The sequence below is a fragment of the Epibacterium sp. HA2-3 genome (assembly GCF_055693725.2).
The window spans coordinates 1,699,730-1,716,733 of the sequence record NZ_CM172490.1 but is presented as its reverse complement, the minus strand read 5'-3'; the positions used below and the strand labels follow the sequence as shown (position 1 = coordinate 1,716,733).

At 60.0% G+C, this 17,004-nt stretch carries 18 protein-coding genes; 11 read left to right on the top strand and 7 right to left on the bottom strand.

Annotation, left to right across the window (positions count from 1 at the left end; genetic code table 11):
* Positions 1–19: 19 nt before the first annotated feature.
* Positions 20–226 carry a cold-shock protein gene (locus ACZ1HH_RS07980; protein ID WP_011539080.1) on the bottom strand — a complete coding sequence of 69 codons (207 nt, stop codon included), beginning with the start codon at positions 224–226 and terminating at the stop codon, positions 20–22.
* Between the two features lie 434 nt (positions 227–660).
* Positions 661–1,560: a LysR family transcriptional regulator gene (locus tag ACZ1HH_RS07975; RefSeq protein WP_487320234.1), complete on the bottom strand. Its 900-nt coding sequence runs from the start codon at positions 1,558–1,560 to the stop codon at positions 661–663.
* 130 nt (positions 1,561–1,690) lie between these two features.
* Here ACZ1HH_RS07975 and ACZ1HH_RS07970 point away from each other — a divergent pair, with 130 nt between their 5' ends.
* Positions 1,691–2,371 (top strand): type 1 glutamine amidotransferase domain-containing protein, encoded by a 681-nt coding sequence (locus tag ACZ1HH_RS07970; protein WP_472636329.1) that lies wholly within the window; start codon positions 1,691–1,693, stop codon positions 2,369–2,371.
* A gap of 102 nt (positions 2,372–2,473) precedes the next feature.
* On the opposite strand, the gene ACZ1HH_RS07965 is transcribed toward ACZ1HH_RS07970, so the two are convergent.
* Complete coding sequence (locus tag ACZ1HH_RS07965; protein WP_487320233.1) at positions 2,474–3,121, bottom strand: class I SAM-dependent methyltransferase; 648 nt, start codon at positions 3,119–3,121, stop codon at positions 2,474–2,476.
* A 96-nt stretch (positions 3,122–3,217) separates the two neighbouring features.
* On the opposite strand from ACZ1HH_RS07965, the gene ACZ1HH_RS07960 reads away from it, so the two are divergent.
* Positions 3,218–4,117 carry a LysR family transcriptional regulator gene (locus ACZ1HH_RS07960; RefSeq protein WP_472636327.1) on the top strand — a complete coding sequence of 300 codons (900 nt, stop codon included), beginning with the start codon at positions 3,218–3,220 and terminating at the stop codon, positions 4,115–4,117.
* A 105-nt stretch (positions 4,118–4,222) separates the two neighbouring features.
* Here the strand turns inward: ACZ1HH_RS07960 and ACZ1HH_RS07955 are convergent, their stop codons facing one another.
* Positions 4,223–5,014 carry an EAL domain-containing protein gene (locus ACZ1HH_RS07955; RefSeq protein ID WP_416368630.1) on the bottom strand — a complete coding sequence of 264 codons (792 nt, stop codon included), beginning with the start codon at positions 5,012–5,014 and terminating at the stop codon, positions 4,223–4,225.
* A gap of 363 nt (positions 5,015–5,377) precedes the next feature.
* On the opposite strand from ACZ1HH_RS07955, the gene ACZ1HH_RS07950 reads away from it, so the two are divergent.
* The 5 genes from ACZ1HH_RS07950 to ACZ1HH_RS07930 all read left to right on the top strand — a co-directional run bounded on the left by ACZ1HH_RS07950 (position 5,378) and on the right by ACZ1HH_RS07930 (position 8,683).
* Positions 5,378–5,902, top strand: a complete 525-nt coding sequence (locus ACZ1HH_RS07950) for a hypothetical protein (RefSeq protein ID WP_472636326.1) — start codon at positions 5,378–5,380, stop codon at positions 5,900–5,902.
* A gap of 554 nt (positions 5,903–6,456) precedes the next feature.
* Positions 6,457–6,888 carry a c-type cytochrome gene (locus tag ACZ1HH_RS07945; protein WP_416368627.1) on the top strand — a complete coding sequence of 144 codons (432 nt, stop codon included), beginning with the start codon at positions 6,457–6,459 and terminating at the stop codon, positions 6,886–6,888.
* Positions 6,889–6,899: 11 nt separating this feature from the next.
* Positions 6,900–7,241: a copper resistance CopC family protein gene (locus ACZ1HH_RS07940; RefSeq protein ID WP_472636325.1), complete on the top strand. Its 342-nt coding sequence runs from the start codon at positions 6,900–6,902 to the stop codon at positions 7,239–7,241.
* Between the two features lie 2 nt (positions 7,242–7,243).
* Positions 7,244–8,110 carry a copper resistance D family protein gene (locus ACZ1HH_RS07935; protein WP_472636324.1) on the top strand — a complete coding sequence of 289 codons (867 nt, stop codon included), beginning with the start codon at positions 7,244–7,246 and terminating at the stop codon, positions 8,108–8,110.
* Positions 8,111–8,251: 141 nt separating this feature from the next.
* The gene (locus ACZ1HH_RS07930; RefSeq protein ID WP_472636323.1) at positions 8,252–8,683 is read left to right on the top strand and encodes a c-type cytochrome; all 432 of its coding nucleotides are present in this window, start codon (positions 8,252–8,254) and stop codon (positions 8,681–8,683) included.
* Between the two features lie 105 nt (positions 8,684–8,788).
* On the opposite strand, the gene parE is transcribed toward ACZ1HH_RS07930, so the two are convergent.
* Positions 8,789–10,747, bottom strand: coding sequence for a DNA topoisomerase IV subunit B (parE, locus tag ACZ1HH_RS07925; protein WP_044027176.1), 1,959 nt, complete (start codon positions 10,745–10,747; stop codon positions 8,789–8,791).
* A 212-nt stretch (positions 10,748–10,959) separates the two neighbouring features.
* Between parE and ACZ1HH_RS07920 the strand changes: the two genes are divergently transcribed.
* The 4 genes from ACZ1HH_RS07920 to ACZ1HH_RS07905 all read left to right on the top strand — a co-directional run bounded on the left by ACZ1HH_RS07920 (position 10,960) and on the right by ACZ1HH_RS07905 (position 14,982).
* Positions 10,960–11,568 carry a peroxidase-related enzyme gene (locus ACZ1HH_RS07920; RefSeq protein ID WP_011539067.1) on the top strand — a complete coding sequence of 203 codons (609 nt, stop codon included), beginning with the start codon at positions 10,960–10,962 and terminating at the stop codon, positions 11,566–11,568.
* Between the two features lie 96 nt (positions 11,569–11,664).
* Complete coding sequence (locus ACZ1HH_RS07915; RefSeq protein WP_472636322.1) at positions 11,665–12,303, top strand: DUF1007 family protein; 639 nt, start codon at positions 11,665–11,667, stop codon at positions 12,301–12,303.
* 4 nt (positions 12,304–12,307) lie between these two features.
* Positions 12,308–13,402, top strand: coding sequence for a nickel/cobalt transporter (locus ACZ1HH_RS07910; RefSeq protein ID WP_472636321.1), 1,095 nt, complete (start codon positions 12,308–12,310; stop codon positions 13,400–13,402).
* 161 nt (positions 13,403–13,563) lie between these two features.
* Positions 13,564–14,982, top strand: a complete 1,419-nt coding sequence (locus ACZ1HH_RS07905) for an MATE family efflux transporter (protein WP_011539064.1) — start codon at positions 13,564–13,566, stop codon at positions 14,980–14,982.
* 69 nt (positions 14,983–15,051) lie between these two features.
* Here ACZ1HH_RS07905 and ACZ1HH_RS07900 read toward each other — a convergent pair whose 3' ends face one another.
* Together ACZ1HH_RS07900 and ACZ1HH_RS07895 are read right to left on the bottom strand one after the other, a co-directional pair.
* Positions 15,052–15,468 (bottom strand): hypothetical protein, encoded by a 417-nt coding sequence (locus tag ACZ1HH_RS07900; protein WP_011539063.1) that lies wholly within the window; start codon positions 15,466–15,468, stop codon positions 15,052–15,054.
* Positions 15,469–15,755: 287 nt separating this feature from the next.
* The gene (locus tag ACZ1HH_RS07895) at positions 15,756–16,958 is read right to left on the bottom strand and encodes a pyridoxal phosphate-dependent aminotransferase (RefSeq protein WP_416368623.1); all 1,203 of its coding nucleotides are present in this window, start codon (positions 16,956–16,958) and stop codon (positions 15,756–15,758) included.
* Positions 16,959–17,004 lie beyond the last annotated feature (46 nt).

The window sequence follows — 17,004 nt, the reverse complement described above, 5'->3', positions numbered from 1 at the left end:
GTCTCCCCAGCTCAGGTTCTCAAGCAAGCGCGAGATTGCTTGCCGATGTGCGTCCGTCGCGACCGTTTTCGAGGTCAAAGGTCACTTTCTGACCGTCGTCGATGCGATTGATGCCCGCGCGCTCAACTGCTGAGATGTGCAGGAACACGTCCTGGGTGCCATCTTCCGGTTGAATGAAGCCGAAGCCTTTGGTTGCGTTGAACCATTTTACGGTGCCATTGGCCATATCCGTAGTCTCCAAATAAATCTGTCCGCGTGATTGCGACAGCTCGGCAAAAGTCGATCCAAGTCGACCAACCGATACCGTTTTCACGGAAGCAGAAATTCGAAGAGAAGAAACGTTAGCGGCTCACCCCTACGCCTTTCTTGATGAGATCGCAAGGATTCTTTTTGCGTCTGTCTTCAAGCGGGTGCGGGGCGTAGGGTTCAAAGTTTTCAACGGATCGCAGGACCTCAGCGACCAAGTCCAACAATCGGTCTGGCAGAATTGCATCGACAGCGTTGCGCATATTCGGCCTTGCGGTCCTTGCAGTCGCGTCGGCGCCCAATGCGCGCTCAGCGTCGGCGAAGCGATTGCGCTGGCGACTTTGATGGGGCTCCCAAAAAGGCGTGGCATAAAAGCGGCCATAAGACCGTGGTGGGGCTGAAAGCTCCGAAAAATCAGGTGCTTGTCGCGGTGAGAGACAAAAGTAGGTCTCTCAGCCAGACATGACGGGGATCTCTGCGCTGGTGCGGGTGCCAGGCGATCTGGGTTGGAAAAGTCCCAAGATCGCGCGGCACTGCAACATTGCGCAGCCCATAAGGTGCCGCGACCATGGCGGCGATGCGGGCAGGGACAGTGGCGATCCCGTTGATACGAGCCACGGTCGGGGCGGCCGTCAGAAAATGCGACACTGCCACGGCTGTATTGCGCTGCAAGCCGCTGTCAGCGGTCAACTTGTGCACGCCTGTCCGCCATCTGCCGGGGGGCGCGACGATCACATGGGGCAGGGTCTCATAGAGATCGAGATCCAGACTGACACCCTCGGGCAGAGCGGCTGGGGCGACTATGCAGCGAAACCCGTCACTAAAGAGATCCGAGACCACAAGATCGTCGGGGGGCGGTGCAAAGCGGCCAATGGCGAGGTCAAAGCTTTGGGCGGCGAGCTTGCGTGGATCTAGGTCAGGACCGATCGGCGCAAGCTCAAGCTGGGCTTTGGGGGCGTGCTGAGCAAAGGCTTCGGCCAGATCCGGCGCCAGCACCACTTCGGCGTAAGGGCCCAGCAGTAACCGGAAACGTCGGGTGCTGCGAATGGGGTCAAAGGGTTCTGCAGCGCGAAACGCCTGTTCGAGCCGATCGAGACCGGCGGCGATGTCAGGCGCGATCTGCAGCGCTTTTTCAGTTGGCTCAACCCCATAGCGTGCGCGCAGGAACAACTCATCCCCCAACGCATCCCGCAACCGTGCGAGCGCTGCACTGACCGTGCTTTGTGATTGTCCCAAACGGCGCGCGGCGGCGGTGACATTGCGCTCTTCCATAACGGCGTGGAAGACGCGAAGGAGCGATATATCAACGGTCATATGTCCAGAATATCGATTTCTGTCATGGTATGCATCAATTTCTCGATCTTCTGATCCTGCCTATATGAGGTGAGACGCGCCCCGCACACTCCTCCTGGGGCGTCACTGGACCACGTAAGGATATATAAACATGGCACGCATTTTGATCCTCTCCACCGCAGCCGATGTACTGGCCGACACCGGAAAACCAACGGGCGTGTGGTACGAAGAGCTGGCTACCCCGTACTACGCGTTCCTTGATGCCGGTCACGAGGTCACGCTGGTGACGCTCGAAGGTAAGCCTGTACCGATTGATCCGAACTCCGACGAAACTGGCGATGCGGCGCCGGCCTCGGTCACGCGGTTTCGCGCAGATGCAGTAGCAACAGCTTTGCTCGCCAAGCCCGGTCGCCTCGAAGACGAGGACGTCACCGCCTATGATGCGCTCTACATTCCTGGTGGGCACGGCGCGATGTATGACCTCGCCGAGAGCGCGACGGCAGCAGCCGCGATTGGCAAAGCCTGGGACAGCGGCAAGGTCGTCGCGTCGGTCTGCCATGGCCCTGCGGCCTTTGCCAAGGTTGTGGATGCCAAGGGCGAGCCCATCGTCAAGGGGCGCAAAGTGACCGCTTTCACCAACAGTGAAGAAACGGCTGTGGGGCTCGAAAAAGCGGTACCCTTCCTGCTTGAGACCAAGCTGCGCGAACTTGGCGCAGAGTTTGAGAATGTCGCGGATTGGCAGCCTCTTGCGGTGGCCGATGGTCAATTGGTGACCGGTCAGAACCCAGCCTCTTCGGAAGCTGCAGCCAAGGAAGTTCTGGCGCTATTGTAAGTCCATTGGGCGGTGCCTCGGATAGGGGCGCCGCCCGCTCTATTTCGCATCAAGCGATGCGCCTGCGTTGCGGGGGCTTCAGCGGCTGGCGCAGGAAAGGCGTTAGAGTTTGCGCGCCACAACATAGTGGCTCTGCATCAGTCCGGGCTGGGAAATCACCTCGCAAATCTCGAATCCGGCACGTTCAATACGACGCTCAAGGTCCGGCACCGAGATGAAATTCACATAGGGCGCTTTTCCGATCCGCTGCATCAGCGGGATCGCGAGCGCGCGAATGAGCGCGTATTTGATGCCACCGGCTTCTGGGGCGCAGACAGTCTTTGAGATAAAGACCCCGCCGGTTTTGGTCAGCGCCGCGATCCGCTTCAGCGATTGATCAAGATCATGCAACAGATGCAGCAGGTTATGCGCCAAAATGGCGTCATAGGCGCCGTCCTGAGGGTTGTGGTCGAGCGTCTCGGCCACTTTGAACGTCACGTTTTCGAGCCCTTCTTCCGCACGTTTCTCGGCAGCAATTTCGATCATGCCCGGTGCCAGATCCGTGCCGGTGATATGCGCAACATGCGGCGCCAGCAGCAAAGCGGTCGATCCCGTGCCGCAGCCGATCTCGAGCACATGGTCCTCCGGCTTCAGGTAGGATTTTGTGCGATCAAGCGTTTGCAGATAGCCGTCCATGTTGCGGATCGGGTCCGCCGCATACTTGCGCGAGATCTTGCTCCAGAACGCGGCATCCTTTGAAGAAGCGGCCATATCTCTACTTTCTGTTTGTGGTGTCAGAGCAACCTTTACATCCAAACACAGTTTTATGGAATTGATCCGCTTCGCAGGATGGTTATGCATTTATGCATGAACTGGAGTGCGATCAACTTTGACTGGAACCAGGTGAGATCCTTTCTGGCGACTGCCGAGGAAGGCTCGTTCTCGGCTGCCGCGCGCGTGCTGAACCAGACGCAGCCGACCGTGGGCCGTCAGGTTGCCGCACTCGAGGAGGCGCTTGGGGTCACCGTGTTTGAGCGTGTCGGCAAGTCGCTCCGACTTACGACGGCGGGTACGGAGCTATTGGTCCATGTCCGGGAGATGGCGGATGTCGCGAACAAGATTTCGCTGACTGCAACCGGCCAGTCGCAATCTGTCGAAGGGCAGGTCAGGATCACCGCGTCCGATGTGATGTCGACCTATCAACTGCCTGCCATGCTCAAACAGATCAGGCTTGCGGCGCCCCGGCTCGAAATCGACGTGGTTGCCGCCAATGATCTCCGGGACCTTCACCGGCGCGAGGCCGACATCGCGATCCGGCACATCCGCCCGACGCAGCCGGATTTGATCGCGCGGCTTGTGGCGCAGGCGAGCGCGCATCTCTATGCGGCTTCCTCCTATCTGGATCAGGTCGGACGGCCCAGAAGCGAGGAAGAGCTGGCTCAGTTGGACTTTGTCAGCTTTGGCGACGTCGAGAGGTTCATCGGGTTTCTCAATCCGGCGGGCATTCCGGTAACGCGCAAAAATTTCCGTATCGGATCGCACAGCGGGGTCGTGTCATGGGAACTGGTGCGCCAAGGCTTTGGCGTTAGTGTCATGTCAGATGATGTAGCAGCCCTAACCCCTGGAATTGAGAGAATTTTACCGGACCGAGATCCTTTTGCGTTTCCGATTTGGCTGGCAACCCATTCAGAGCTGCACACCGCACGTCGGATCAGGCTGGTTTTTGACCAATTGGCCGAGCAATTCAAGGCGAGAGAAACCTCTTAAGGCACTCGTTTGGCGCAGAGTTCCGCACTTCGGGGGCCCCTCGAGCCGGCTATATTCCCATGTTTGGCTCGCACGCCGGATGTGGACAACGCGCCTGCGAGGGCATCAGGCGGTTTTGCTTTCCTCGACACTCCGAAGCGCGTCGGGCCAGCGGACATCCGGAAGGGTCTCAAACCCTGGTTTTGCAAACAGCCAGCCCTGCATCAGGTCAACTCCGAGGTCATAGAGGCAGGAGAATTCCCCCTGCGTTTCAATACCTTCTGCAACGATGATGATGCCAAGCTGCTCCAGCATGGAGATGACGTGCCGCACGATGGTCTGTTTGACGCTTGACTGATCAATATTTCGGGTGAGTTCGGCGTCGAGTTTCACGACATCCGGCTGAAACCGGGACAATAGATCCAACCCGGCGTATCCAGCGCCGAAGTCGTCGATCGAGGTCAAAAAACCAAGGCGACGGTAGGTGCTGAGGATGTCGAGGAGATGCGGCGCAGAGATCCGTTCGACCTCGGTGAACTCAAACATGATCTGGGACACGGGAAACCCGGTCTTTTTTGCGGTCTCCAAGGTCAGGCGAATGCAGGCTTTGGGATCATAAACCGCATTGGGCAAGAAGTTGATCGACAAGAGCGACCCGGTGTCGCCGAGATCAAGGCGACTGGCGTGTTCGATCGCGGTCTTGCGGCATTTCTGGTCGAAGGCATAGAGGTTGTCGTCATTGACCTGCTCAAAGACCTGCCCAGCACCAGACCCATCCTGTCCGCGCACCAGGGCCTCATAGGCAAATACTTTGCCGGAGCCGACGGAGACAATCGGATGAAAAGCCATGGAAATGGGGACTTCGAAGCCTTTGCCGTTGCGACATGCTTTGCACTTTTCTGGATCCGTCAAGGTCATCTCCCTTCCATCTCTAGGCTCTTCTTTATGACAAGAAGGTGAAGAAACCCTTGTCCAAAGCGCTATTCGCTTGTCCCGCAGCATTCTGAGCCGGGCGGTTCTGTCTTGAACGGGCCTCTCACACTGGCGCGAAACCTGCAGAAAAAGACGCGCGGGCGTGCTGCAAAAGGTTGCATATTCAACCTTTGGAAAATCAATTGGAGGTGTGTACAACTATGAAGAGTTTTTGCGCTGTGCTACGATAGCTGTGTGGGGCTGAGGCGTGAGGCGGAACATAGTCCGCTGTGACCTGTTTGCGCGCTTCATTCACCCCTATCCGAAGGGAGGGGAATGATGAATGGGTTTGGACGTCAATTTTTCAGAATGGCCGCAGTGTCATTCGGTGGGGCCATCGCCAGTTTTAGCGGTCCGTCAGAGGCAGCGGCGCAGGAGCAGCGATTTGCGGCCTATATCACGGGCTACGGGTTCTGGGATAACACGCCCCCAGGATCCGTCGCGATCTCGCACCCGGTGAAACACCGGCGAGCCGGCGGGATTGGCACTTATCGCGACCCGATCACCCTCGCTGTAGGCCACACTTTGAAAGGGCGCCGTGACATTCTCGATTTTCCCGCTGGGACAGTGTTTTATCTCCCGCGTCTCAAGAAATATGCAATCGTGGAGGACACTTGCGGCGACGGTCCGCGCCCGCAAGATGGTCCCTGTCATACCGGCGCGCGGGGCTATCCGTGGCTGGATCTCTGGGTCGGGGGGCAAACGGTCAGCCCGGCGCAATCTGAGAAATGCCAGTACAAGATCACCGCGGTGCAGATGGTGTATCTAAGTCCCAAGCCCAACTACGAAGTCTACCCCGGCGAAGTGATCGCCTCAGGGTGCGCAGTGCATTAGGCGCAACGATCGCCTTACCCGGGCCATGATACGGGCGCGATGTATTGCGCATTTGTCCGGTGTTCAGCACGAAAATGTCATGCGGGCGCCACGGCATGACAGTTGTTTCAACGCGCTCACTCCGCTAGGCAGGTTGGGTGAGCATCCTGCGCGCCATATTTGCGATCCCTTTGATTGCCCTGTTCTTGATCGGACCTCTGATCGAGAGCGCAGCGCATGCCAAAGGGGCAGGTTGTCTTAACGTGCAATGCTGTGATCGCGGACCAGAGAAAACCTTGGTTTCAAAGACCGATCCAAGCACTCAGATGGAAGCGAGCGCCGGGAACGATCTGGCCATGAAGGGCACTTGTGCGCTGATGGCCTGCCAGGCCGCTGCGCTGGTTGGGGTGCCGGCGATGGTGCATCCCCTCACGTTTCAGACGAGCTCCTGGGTTCAGATTGACCTCTCCCCACTCTCTCAGGGGCCCTCCGCGCTTGATCGGCCACCTAACAGCTGAACAAGGCGACGCCCCGGATGGCGTCTAGCTTTGTATTCAGACTGTTAGGAGAACTCCATGAACCAGAAATACCTGATCCTAGGTGCCAGCGTCGCACTGGCTGCTGCTGCTTTTGTTTTTCTTCGACCGGAGGCGTCAGGGACTGCGGCGCGGTCCCCCTCAGGTGACACGGCCAGCCTTGCGGCGATCACGATACCGGATCTTGCGGGCAATCAGATCGTCGGTCGCAATATCTTTGAGACAAGCTGTGCGGCCTGCCATGGCGCTCAGGGCGGCGGCAACCCCGAAGCCGGGCCACCGCTTATTCACAAAATCTATGAACCAAGCCATCATGGCGACGAAAGCTTTCAACGCGCCGTCGCAAACGGGGTGCGCGCGCATCACTGGCGCTTTGGTGACATGCCCCCGGTCGAGGGTCTCACACGGGGCAATGTGGCCATGGTGATCGACTATATTCGCGCGGTTCAGCGCGCCAACGGGATAAACTGAGGATGAAGAAAATGAAGAAAACCGCACTGATCGTTTGGCTTGCCTGCATTTCTTCAGGCGCGTTTGCCCATTCCAGAGTGGATACGACCACCCCTGCGGATGGCGACGTCATGTCGGAGGTTCCGGCGCAGATCAGCTTTGATTTTGCGGATGACATTCGTCTCACGCGGGTCGAAATGACCCACGCAGAGCATCCGTCGGTGCAATTGGATCTGGGCGATCACAAGAGCTTTGATCGCGCGTTCAACCTGCCTTTGAACGACATGGGGGCGGGCACCTACCAGATCGAGTGGCGCGGGCTCAGCATTGACGGCCATGCGATGCAGGGCGGCTTTACCTTCGAAGTGGAGTGAGCATGCCGGATATTTGGGCGCAGGCCGCGATGCTGGCAAAAGTGCTCCTGTATGTGGGGGCATTGGGTGCAACCGGTCTGGTGATGATACGGCTGATCTTTGTCGCACAGACGGCACCAGCCGAGGCGCTGTTGCGCCGACAAATCCGAAGTCTTGGAGCGGTCGCTCTGATCGCGGCGGGCCTTGGCTTCAGCTTGCAGGGGGCCGCGCTGACGGGCGGGCTCGACGGGATGACCGATCCCGAGATGCTTGGTCTTTTGTGGCAAACCCCGGTGGGGGATGTGCTGCTCTACCGGCTGATCGGCGCGAGTCTGCTTGTGGTTGGGCCTGCATTCTTGCGTGTCGGCGAGTGGGGCGCCTTGGCGGGAGGGTGTTTGTTGCTCTGGTCCTTTGCGCAGGTCGGACATGTGCCGAACCTCGCGCAGACCGGCGTCCAAGCGCTGTTGTTTCTGCATCTTCTAGGGGTTGCGTTCTGGATCGGGGTTCTGTCGCCATTGCACTGGTTGTGCCAACGGCGCGACCACCTGCAGGCGGCGGCGCAGCTTGGCCATCGCTTTGGACAGATTGCCCAATATGGTGTGCCCGCACTTGTCGGTGCGGGGGCGGTGTTGGGGGCCTTGCTTCTCGGGAGTGTCTCGGCGTTGCTGGGCACGGCTTACGGGCTGGCCTTTGTGACCAAGATTGCGCTTGTTGGCGCGATCCTTGCTCTGGCGGCAGCAAACAAGCTGCGGTTTGTTCCGGCGATGGCGGCAGGCGACAGTGCGGCTGCGCGCCATCTTGCCATATCCTTGCGGGTTGAGGGCGCTGCCTTTTTGGCAGTGCTCAGCGCAACCGCGGCATTGACCAGCCTGTTTTCCGTTCCCGGTTGAGCGACCAGCCACACAGCCGACGGGAAAAACAGAAAATTCGCGTGGCCGGGAGGGACCGCATCCTCCGGGCCATGTTTACTCGCCGATGCACCGGGGGGATGGAGCCCCGCGCCGCGCGGGATAGATGACTTAGGAGAGAGAATGAGACGTTTTCTGGCGATCGTCACCTGTCTTGTGGCAAGTGGCGCAATGGCTGATCACGAGCTTGAGGGCCGTGACCTTGATCGTGGGCAGGCGCTATACGGGGACTATTGCGCCGCGTGTCATGGCGCAAACCTCGAAGGCCAGCCCGACTGGCAAACGCCGGGGGCGGATGGGGTCCTGCCGGCGCCCCCACATGACGAGACGGGACATACCTGGCATCACGACAACCAGCTTTTGTTTGACTACACCAAACAAGGCGGCGCTGATGCTCTGGCTGCGCGCGGAGTGTCGGGTTTTCCCAGCGGCATGCCCGCCTTTGCCGAAAGCCTCAGCGATGAAGAGATCTGGGATATTCTGGCCTATATCCGCTCCACATGGCCCAAACGGGTTCAGGATATCCACGCAGACCGAAACCCACGCCACGACTGACACCTGCGCTGACTGCTCCTCGGCGCAGGCGCCCACAGTGCTTTCACAGATATGCGAATAAAGCGGGCATAGGGCAGCGCGATTGAGGCACTGCCCAACGTGGTCTTAAACGTCCAGTTCCTCGACGAACTTGGCGTTCTCCTGGATGTACTGGAATCGCAGCTCGGGCTTTTTGCCCATCAGGCGTTCCACAAGGTCGCTAGTCTCGCCGGGCTCGTCCTCGTCGATGGTGACGCGGATCAGCTTGCGGGTCTTGGGATCCATCGTGGTTTCCTTCAGGTCCTTGGCATCCATTTCACCAAGACCCTTGAAGCGCGACACGTCGATCTTGCCTTTGCCGCCCAGACCTTTTTCCATCCACATGTCGCGCTCGGCCTCGTCGAGGCAGTAGACGCGCTTGGCCCCCTGGGTGAGGCGGAACAGGGGCGGGCAGGCGAGATAGAGATGGCCACCGTCAATCAGCGGCCGCATCTGGGTAAAGAAGAAGGTCATCAGAAGCGACGCGATATGTGCACCGTCCACATCCGCATCGGTCATGATGATGATCTTGTCATAGCGCAGGTCATCAAGGTTGAACTTGGTTCCTAGCCCCACCCCCAGCGCTTCGCAGAGATCTCGGATCTCGGCGTTCGAGGTAAGCTTGCCCGAGGCCGCACCGAGCACGTTCAGGATCTTGCCCTTGAGCGGCAGGAGCGCCTGATACTCGCGGTTGCGCGCGCCTTTGCCGGAGCCACCGGCCGAGTCCCCCTCGACGATGAACAGTTCGGTGCCCGAGCGATCCTTGGATGTACAATCCGTGAGCTTGCCCGGCAGGCGCAGTTTCTTGGTGGCGGATTTACGGGCGGTTTCCTTTTCCTGTCTGCGGCGCAGACGTTCCTCGGCGCGCAGGATCAGGAAATCAAGGATGGCGCCCGCGGATTTTGTATCGGCCGCAAGCCAGTTGTCGAAATGGTCGCGCACCGAGTTTTCAACCATCTTGGCCGCGGCTTCGGTCGACAGGCGGTCCTTGGTCTGGCCCACAAACGCCGGGTCAGCGATAAAACAAGAAACCAGCGCACAGCCACCCGCCATCAGGTCGTCGCGGGTGATCTGGCCTGCCTTCTTGTTGCCGACCAGCTCGCCATAGGCCTTGATCCCCTTGAGGATCGCGGACCAGAACCCCGCGACATGGGTGCCGCCTTCCGGGGTGGGGACGGTGTTACAATAAGACTGGGTGAACCCGTCGCGCGAGGGCGTCCAGTTGATCGCCCATTCCACATAACCCGGCTCGCCGAACTTCTCGCGAAACTCGACTTTGCCTGCAAAGGGGGCATCGGCATAAACCGAGGATTTGCCCAGCACTTCGGTGAGGTAATCGCGCAGACCACCAGGGAAATGGAATGTCGCTTCCTGTGGGGTCTCTCCGTCATCAATGGCGGATTTCCAGCGGATCTCGACGCCCGAAAAAAGATAGGCCTTGGAGCGCACGAGCTTGAACAGGCGCGCCGGTTTGAACCGGTGCGAGCCAAAGATCTGCTCATCAGCGTGAAATGTCACCGTGGTGCCGCGCCGATTGGGGGCAGCGCCGATTTTTTCCACACCGCCCAAGGGCTTGCCGCGCGAAAACCGCTGTTCGAACAATTCCTTGTTCTTGGCCACCTGAACCACCAGCGAATCCGAGAGCGCGTTTACAACCGAAGAGCCAACCCCGTGCAGGCCGCCCGATGTCTGGTAGGCCTTGCCCGAGAACTTGCCGCCTGCGTGCAGCGTACAGAGGATCACCTCCAGCGCGGATTTGTCGGGAAACTTCGGGTGCGGATCAATTGGAATGCCGCGCCCGTTGTCGCGCACGGTCAGCGAATAATCCGCGTGCAGCTCCACCTCGATGCGGTTGGCATGACCCGCGACCGCCTCGTCCATGGAGTTGTCGAGGATCTCGGCCACCATGTGATGCAACGCGCGCTCATCCGTGCCCCCGATATACATGCCGGGGCGCTGACGCACCGGTTCGAGGCCCTCGAGAACCTCGATCGAGGAGGCGTCATAGGTGTCAGACGAAGAGGGGCTCAGAAGGTCATCTGCCATGTGCGGATCGCTGCTCATTCTTTGATGTGGTTTGACCTCATTATGGCGCATGTGATCGGGCGGGGAAAGAGGTCTGCGCGGGTCAACGCAAATGGAGCGCTTCGGGGACCTTGAACACAGGTCTGACGAAATGTGATCAAATCCAGCGCGCTTAACAATTGAAACATCACACTGTGGCAATAGGATGGATCTCGCATCAGAGGAGGTTGTCGATGGCATGGATCAAGACAGTGGCATTTGGCGACGCCACGGGAAAACTGCGCAAACTCTATGATCGGGTGACTGGCCCCGGCGGCAATGTCGACAATATCATGATGGCGCATTCATTGCGCCCGCACACGATGGAAGGGCATATGGCCCTTTACAAGAACGTCCTGCACCACAGCGGCAACGAGCTGCCCAAATGGGTGCTCGAGATGATCGGCGTCTGGGTTTCCTCTCTCAACGGCTGTGCCTATTGCGTGGAGCATCATTTTGCCGGGTTGAAACGGCTGATGCGGGACGATGCGCGTGCCGAGGCCATCCGCGCCGCGATCGAGGCGCGCGACATCAAGGCCCTGCCGGTGCGCGCCTGCGAGATGGCCGCGATGGACTATGCCCGGAAACTGACGCAGGCCCCGACCGAGATGATGGCCGCGGATCTCGAGCCCCTGCGCGCAGAAGGGCTGAGCGATGGCCATATCCTCGAAATCAATCAGGTGGTGGCCTATTTCGCCTATGCCAATCGCACGGTGCTCGGGCTGGGCTGCTCGACCGAAGGCGACGTTCTCGGCCTGAGCCCCGGCAACAGTGACGACCCCACGGATTGGGGTCACGCCTGAGGCGCTGCACGTGCCAGTGGCGAATTCCGGCACACCCGGCGGGGGCCGGGGTTTCCGCCCTTGAAGCACTGCAGACAGTTCTCTAGCGTCGCGGTCATGATCAGGACATTTGCCACCCTTGCCGTTCTTGCTGCGCCGCTTCCTGTGCTGGCGCACCCGCATATTTTTGTCGATAGCGGTCTCAAACTCGAGGTGGACGCCGAGGGCTTTCTCAAAGCTGCCGAAGTGACCTGGGTCTATGACGACTTTTACACGCTTCTTGTCTTCGAAGACATGATGCTCGACAGCGATTTCGACGGCGCGCTGACGCCCGCTGAACTCGAGCGGTTGAAGGGATTTGATCTCAACTGGATTGATGGCTACGAGGGCGATCTCTATCTCACCCAGCGCGACACGCAACTCAGCCTTGGCGCGCCAGAGCATCTGAGCACCGAGGTCCGCGATGGCGTGATCATCACCCGGCATCGGCGCCCGGTGACAGAGCCTGTCCCGGTTTTGGCCAATGGGGTGACGGCGCGGATGTATGATCCGACCTATTACACCGCATATGATCTGAACCGAGGGGTCGAGATCACCGGGCCCTGCGCCGCGCAGGTGACGCCGCCCAATCTGGATCAGGCCTACACATTGGTCGAAGAGCTGCTCTATTCGATGCCCACCGAGCAGGCCGAGGACGCGTTCCCGGAGGTTGGCTCCGCGTTTGCATCCACCGTCGCCGTGGCGTGTGAGGGCTGAGAGGGTGCGGCACCTCCCAAGGATTGTGTTGGCGATCACGCTGGTTGCCCTTGCAGCGCTTGCGATCTGGCTCTGGGGGCTTGGCGGCGCGGATCATATCCTGCGCGCGGCTTCCGAGGCGCAGCGTGATGCGCAAAACGCAATGGCGCGGGGATTGCGCGCGCTGAAAGGCGGCCAGCCCGGCGCATGGTGGGGGCTCATGGGTGTCTGTTTTGCCTATGGTTTTTTTCATGCGGCAGGTCCGGGGCACGGCAAGCTGGTCATCGGCGGCTATGGTCTTGGTAGTGCGGTGACGCTCTGGCGACTCTCGGCGCTGGCGGTGGCGTCGTCGCTGGCGCAGGCGGCGACTGCGGTGCTCTTGGTGCTGTCTGGTGTGTGGCTGTTTGATTGGGGGCGAGAGCGCCTGACGGCTACGGCAGAGGATCTGTTGGCACCGGTGTCTTATGCGCTGATGGCGCTTTTGGGCCTTTATCTGCTCTTGCGTGGGTTGCGACGGGGCTGGCGGCTGCGCGCGGCTGAGGCCGGGCCGCACGCACATGCGGATCATCACCACGTGCCTGCAGGGACAGGTGGTGCGCAGGACCATGCGCCTGTCGCCCTCCAGAGTGTCGGGACGCATCATAACCATCATCATAACCATCATCATGACCATCAGCATCATGACCATGATCACCACGATCATCATGACCACGGCCACAACCATCACGCCCATGGTCCGGGCGAAGTTTGCGCCAGTTGCGGCCATCGCCACGGCCCAACCCTGCAGGAAGCGGCAAGCCTGCGCTCTTGGCGCGAGGCCGTGGCCATCATTCTGAGCATTGCCGCGCGGCCCTGCACAGGGGCAGTGTTCCTGCTCCTGCTGACCTGGAGACTGGATGTGCTCGGGGCCGGTGTGGCTGGTACTTTTGCGATGGGGCTTGGGACAGCGAGCGTCACCCTCTGCGTCGCGCTTCTCGCCGCTGGCGTACGTGGCGGGCTCCTTATGCGGGTGCTTTCGGCGGGGGGCAATCGCGGCGCGCAGATGGCGGCCGCCCTCGAGATTGCCGCCGGGGCGCTGGTGCTGGCGCTCTGTCTGCAGCTGTTACTGCGCAGCCTCTGATTGCACTCTCGCGGTCGCACACGCAGACAGGCGCTGTGGGGTTTGGCTGTTTCAGAGTTTTTATTCTGCCCAATCCTTGTGCAATTGTATCGGTACGCAAACTGTCTTGTCGACACATTGCGAGCGGCCTAATGGCTGAAGTGTTGAAGGAGACCGTTACGATGGCGCGCATAGATCCCACCCCCCAGATGAGCTACGGCGGCCATATCCGCGCCGTGTCCATTCTTGGTCTGCCGTTGATCGGCGGGCATCTGGCGCAGTTTGCCATTGGTCTCACCGATACGGTGATGCTGGGCTGGTACGGGGTGAACGAGCTGGCTGCAGTGACATTGGCCGGGTCGTTCTTCTTTGTGTGGTTCATCCTCGGCGCTGGGTTTGCCTTTGCGGTGATGCCGATGGTGGCCTCGGCCACTGCGACCGACGACCATCGCCGGATCCGGCGGGCAACCCGGATGGGGCTGTGGCTTTCGATTGTCTATGGCGTGCTGTCCATGCCCTTGATGTGGTATTCCGAGACGATCCTGCTGGCGGCCGGGCAAGAGGCGCAGGTGGCGGCTGATGCAGGCACCTATCTGCGAATTGCAGGCTGGGGGATCTTTCCGGCGCTTCTGGTCATGGTGTTCAAATCCTATCTGGCGGGCTTGGAGCGCACGCAGGTGGTCCTTTGGATCACTGTGCTCGCGGCGGTGATCAATGCCATCGTGAACTATGTGCTGATTTTTGGGCATCTGGGCCTGCCGGAGATGGGCCTTCAGGGCGCGGCCCTTGCGTCGCTGGCGACACAGACCGTGTCGGTCGTCGCCGTGGTCGCCTACGCGCTCTGGCGTTTGCCGGAGCATGACCTGCTGCGCAACCTGCAACGCCCTGACTGGGAGATGATGCGCGAGATCGTGCGCCATGGCCTGCCCATCGGCCTGACCACCTTGTGCGAAGTGAGCTTGTTCTCGGCCTCTGCCCTGATGATGGGCTGGCTTGGGACCGTGCCGCTGGCGGCACATGGGATCGCCGTCTCTGTTGCGGGGCTGACATTCATGGCGCATCTTGGGCTCTCCAATGCGGCCACCATCCGGGTTGGAAACGCGCTCGGACGAGGGGATAAGACCCATATGGTGCGGGGGGCAATTGTTGTGACCCTGGCCTCGCTCGGGATCGCGGTGGCGACTGCGATGGTGTTTTTCCTCGCGCCTGAACCCCTTATCCTGCTCTTTCTCGATCCAGAAGATCCGCAAAAGACCGAGATCCTTGCGATTGGTGTATCGCTGCTGGCGATGGCGGGGCTGTTTCAGCTGATGGACGGGATGCAGGCGATTGCACTTGGTCTGTTGCGGGGGCTTCTTGATACGGGGGTGCCGATGGTGATGGCCGCGCTCAGCTATTGGGCGGTGGGGGTTCCGACCTCGTACATCCTTGGCTTTCGGGCCGAGATGGGCGGCGTAGGTGTCTGGATCGGTTTGATCCTCGGTCTTAGCACCGCCGGCGTTTTGTTGCTGTTGCGCTTCTGGTTCCACGCGTTGCGTCGGGTGCCCACAGCGCCCACAGGAGAGATGCGCGCGGATGAGATCATGGCCGATCCCGTCTAGACCAGCAACCGAGCCCAAAGGCGAGACCACAATTGCCGCAAGGACAGCGCGGCGATTTCTCTCTTGGTGCTAGCCAGATGCTTTTTCGGCCTTGGCCAGACGATCCGCCTTTTTGCGGACCAGGACACTGCGCAGGTCATGCATGGCCATCAACAGCGTATCCGTAACCCTCTCCAACTGTGCGTCACTGGCGCGCGACTGCGCCCATTGCGCGGTGAGGTTCAAGTGATCCACCGCGCGTAGAATATCGTCCATCTCGCGCTGAGCGAGGAGCGTTCTGCGCTCCTCCATCCAGGCCTCGATTGCGCTGAGATCCTCAGCGCTGAGGCTTCGGTCGCCATGCGGTTTGATCTCTCCCTTCTTGAGATTGATCACCGCGATCTGATCCATCTCGATGCGTCGATTGCGGTTCTCCGTGTCGAGACGGAACACCATGGCGCCGTTCTCGCGGACGCGAAAGTAATATTCGGGGAGGGCGGTTGTCATGACATTCCTGATCCAGATCTGCGATCGCACCGAACCTATCAGGCCTGTGGTCTCTGGCAAGGAGGTGCGGGCGCGAGGAGGGAGGAAGTGAGAGGCAGGAGGCTAGGTTGTAACCTTTACGGTCTGCAGATTGAAGCCGGGGAGTACTCCCGCCCAGACATGCGCTGTGCCGAGGCACGCCACATTGGCCCGGTTGGGCCGGGCGGCGGCCGCGCCGAAGGCGCGGCCGCCGCCCCACCGCGATGCGCAAAGCGCAGCGCAAGACTTTGTGTCGTGGCGCTCAGAGATCAGCTGAGCGAGGCGCAGAAGCGCTGGATGCGCGTGCAGGCTTCCTTGAGGGCGTCATCGGAGGTTGCATAGCTCACACGGAAATTCGGCGAGAGGCCAAAGGCTGCGCCAAACACCACGGCCACATCGGCCTCTTCCAGAAGGGCGGTGGCAAAATCCTCGTCGCTGTTGATGGTTACGCCTTTTGGCGTTGTCTTGCCAATGAGACCCGCGATCGAGGGGTAGACATAAAAAGCGCCCTCCGGCACCGGGCAGGTCAAGCCATCGATCTCCGACAGCATCGACACCACCAGATTGCGCCGCCGCACGAAGATTTCATTGTTGCTGGCGAGGAAATCCTGCGGCCCCGTGAGCGCCTCGAGCGCGGCATATTGGCTGACCGAACAGGGGTTCGAGGTAGACTGCGACTGCACCTTGCGCATCGCCGCAATCAGAGTTTCCGGACCCGCCGCATAGCCGATCCGCCAGCCAGTCATCGCATAGGCTTTGGAAACCCCGTTGCAGGTGAGGGTGCGGTCATAGAGTCCCGGTTCAACCTGCGCCGGTGTGCAGAATTCGAAATCGTCATAGGCGAGGTGTTCATACATGTCATCGGTCATCACCCAGACATGGGGATGACGCATCAAGACATCCGTCAGAGCTTTCAATTCGGCGCGCGAATATCCGGCTCCGGTCGGGTTGGAGGGAGAATTGAAGATGAACCATTTGGTCTTGTCGGTGATGGCGGCCTCCAACTGATCGGGCGTCAGTTTGAAGCTGGTCTCAAGGCTGGCCTCCACCGGAACCGGAGTGCCTCCTGCAAGGAGCACCATGTCAGGATAGCTCACCCAATAGGGCGCGGGGATGATCACCTCATCGCCGGGATTGAGGGTCGCCATCAGGGCGTTATACAGCGTCTGCTTGCCGCCAGAGTTTACCGTGACCTGCTCCGGGCGATAGTCCAGGCCATTGTCACGCTTGAACTTTTCGCAGATGGCCTGCTTCAGCTCCGGGATGCCATCGACGGCTGTATATTTGGTCTTGCCCTCGGCAATGGCACGGACAGCGGCATCCTTGATGGATTGTGGCGTGTCGAAATCCGGTTCCCCCGCACCAAGGCCGATCACGTCGCGACCGGCGGCTTTCAATTCACGCGCCTTATTGGTGACGGCAATGGTCGGGGAAGGCTTCACGCGGGAAAGTGTCGCAGAAAGAACGGACATGTCGGACCTCGATTTGAATGTCATCTGCAAAACTCTTAGGGTGGCG

What these genes read in the sequence shown, in the direction of transcription:
- ACZ1HH_RS07980 (WP_011539080.1), bottom strand. Translation starts at nt 226, where the DNA reads ATGGCCAATGGCACCGTAAAATGGTTCAACGCAACCAAAGGCTTCGGC.
- ACZ1HH_RS07935 (WP_472636324.1), top strand. Translation starts at nt 7,244, where the DNA reads ATGCCGGATATTTGGGCGCAGGCCGCGATGCTGGCAAAAGTGCTCCTG.
- ACZ1HH_RS07905 (WP_011539064.1), top strand. Translation starts at nt 13,564, where the DNA reads ATGGCGCGCATAGATCCCACCCCCCAGATGAGCTACGGCGGCCATATC.
- ACZ1HH_RS07920 (WP_011539067.1), top strand. Translation starts at nt 10,960, where the DNA reads ATGGCATGGATCAAGACAGTGGCATTTGGCGACGCCACGGGAAAACTG.
- ACZ1HH_RS07955 (WP_416368630.1), bottom strand. Translation starts at nt 5,014, where the DNA reads ATGACCTTGACGGATCCAGAAAAGTGCAAAGCATGTCGCAACGGCAAA.
- ACZ1HH_RS07945 (WP_416368627.1), top strand. Translation starts at nt 6,457, where the DNA reads ATGAACCAGAAATACCTGATCCTAGGTGCCAGCGTCGCACTGGCTGCT.
- ACZ1HH_RS07970 (WP_472636329.1), top strand. Translation starts at nt 1,691, where the DNA reads ATGGCACGCATTTTGATCCTCTCCACCGCAGCCGATGTACTGGCCGAC.
- ACZ1HH_RS07975 (WP_487320234.1), bottom strand. Translation starts at nt 1,560, where the DNA reads ATGACCGTTGATATATCGCTCCTTCGCGTCTTCCACGCCGTTATGGAA.
- ACZ1HH_RS07960 (WP_472636327.1), top strand. Translation starts at nt 3,218, where the DNA reads ATGAACTGGAGTGCGATCAACTTTGACTGGAACCAGGTGAGATCCTTT.
- ACZ1HH_RS07930 (WP_472636323.1), top strand. Translation starts at nt 8,252, where the DNA reads ATGAGACGTTTTCTGGCGATCGTCACCTGTCTTGTGGCAAGTGGCGCA.
- ACZ1HH_RS07950 (WP_472636326.1), top strand. Translation starts at nt 5,378, where the DNA reads ATGGCCGCAGTGTCATTCGGTGGGGCCATCGCCAGTTTTAGCGGTCCG.
- parE (WP_044027176.1), bottom strand. Translation starts at nt 10,747, where the DNA reads ATGGCAGATGACCTTCTGAGCCCCTCTTCGTCTGACACCTATGACGCC.
- ACZ1HH_RS07965 (WP_487320233.1), bottom strand. Translation starts at nt 3,121, where the DNA reads ATGGCCGCTTCTTCAAAGGATGCCGCGTTCTGGAGCAAGATCTCGCGC.
- ACZ1HH_RS07915 (WP_472636322.1), top strand. Translation starts at nt 11,665, where the DNA reads ATGATCAGGACATTTGCCACCCTTGCCGTTCTTGCTGCGCCGCTTCCT.
- ACZ1HH_RS07900 (WP_011539063.1), bottom strand. Translation starts at nt 15,468, where the DNA reads ATGACAACCGCCCTCCCCGAATATTACTTTCGCGTCCGCGAGAACGGC.
- ACZ1HH_RS07940 (WP_472636325.1), top strand. Translation starts at nt 6,900, where the DNA reads ATGAAGAAAACCGCACTGATCGTTTGGCTTGCCTGCATTTCTTCAGGC.
- ACZ1HH_RS07895 (WP_416368623.1), bottom strand. Translation starts at nt 16,958, where the DNA reads ATGTCCGTTCTTTCTGCGACACTTTCCCGCGTGAAGCCTTCCCCGACC.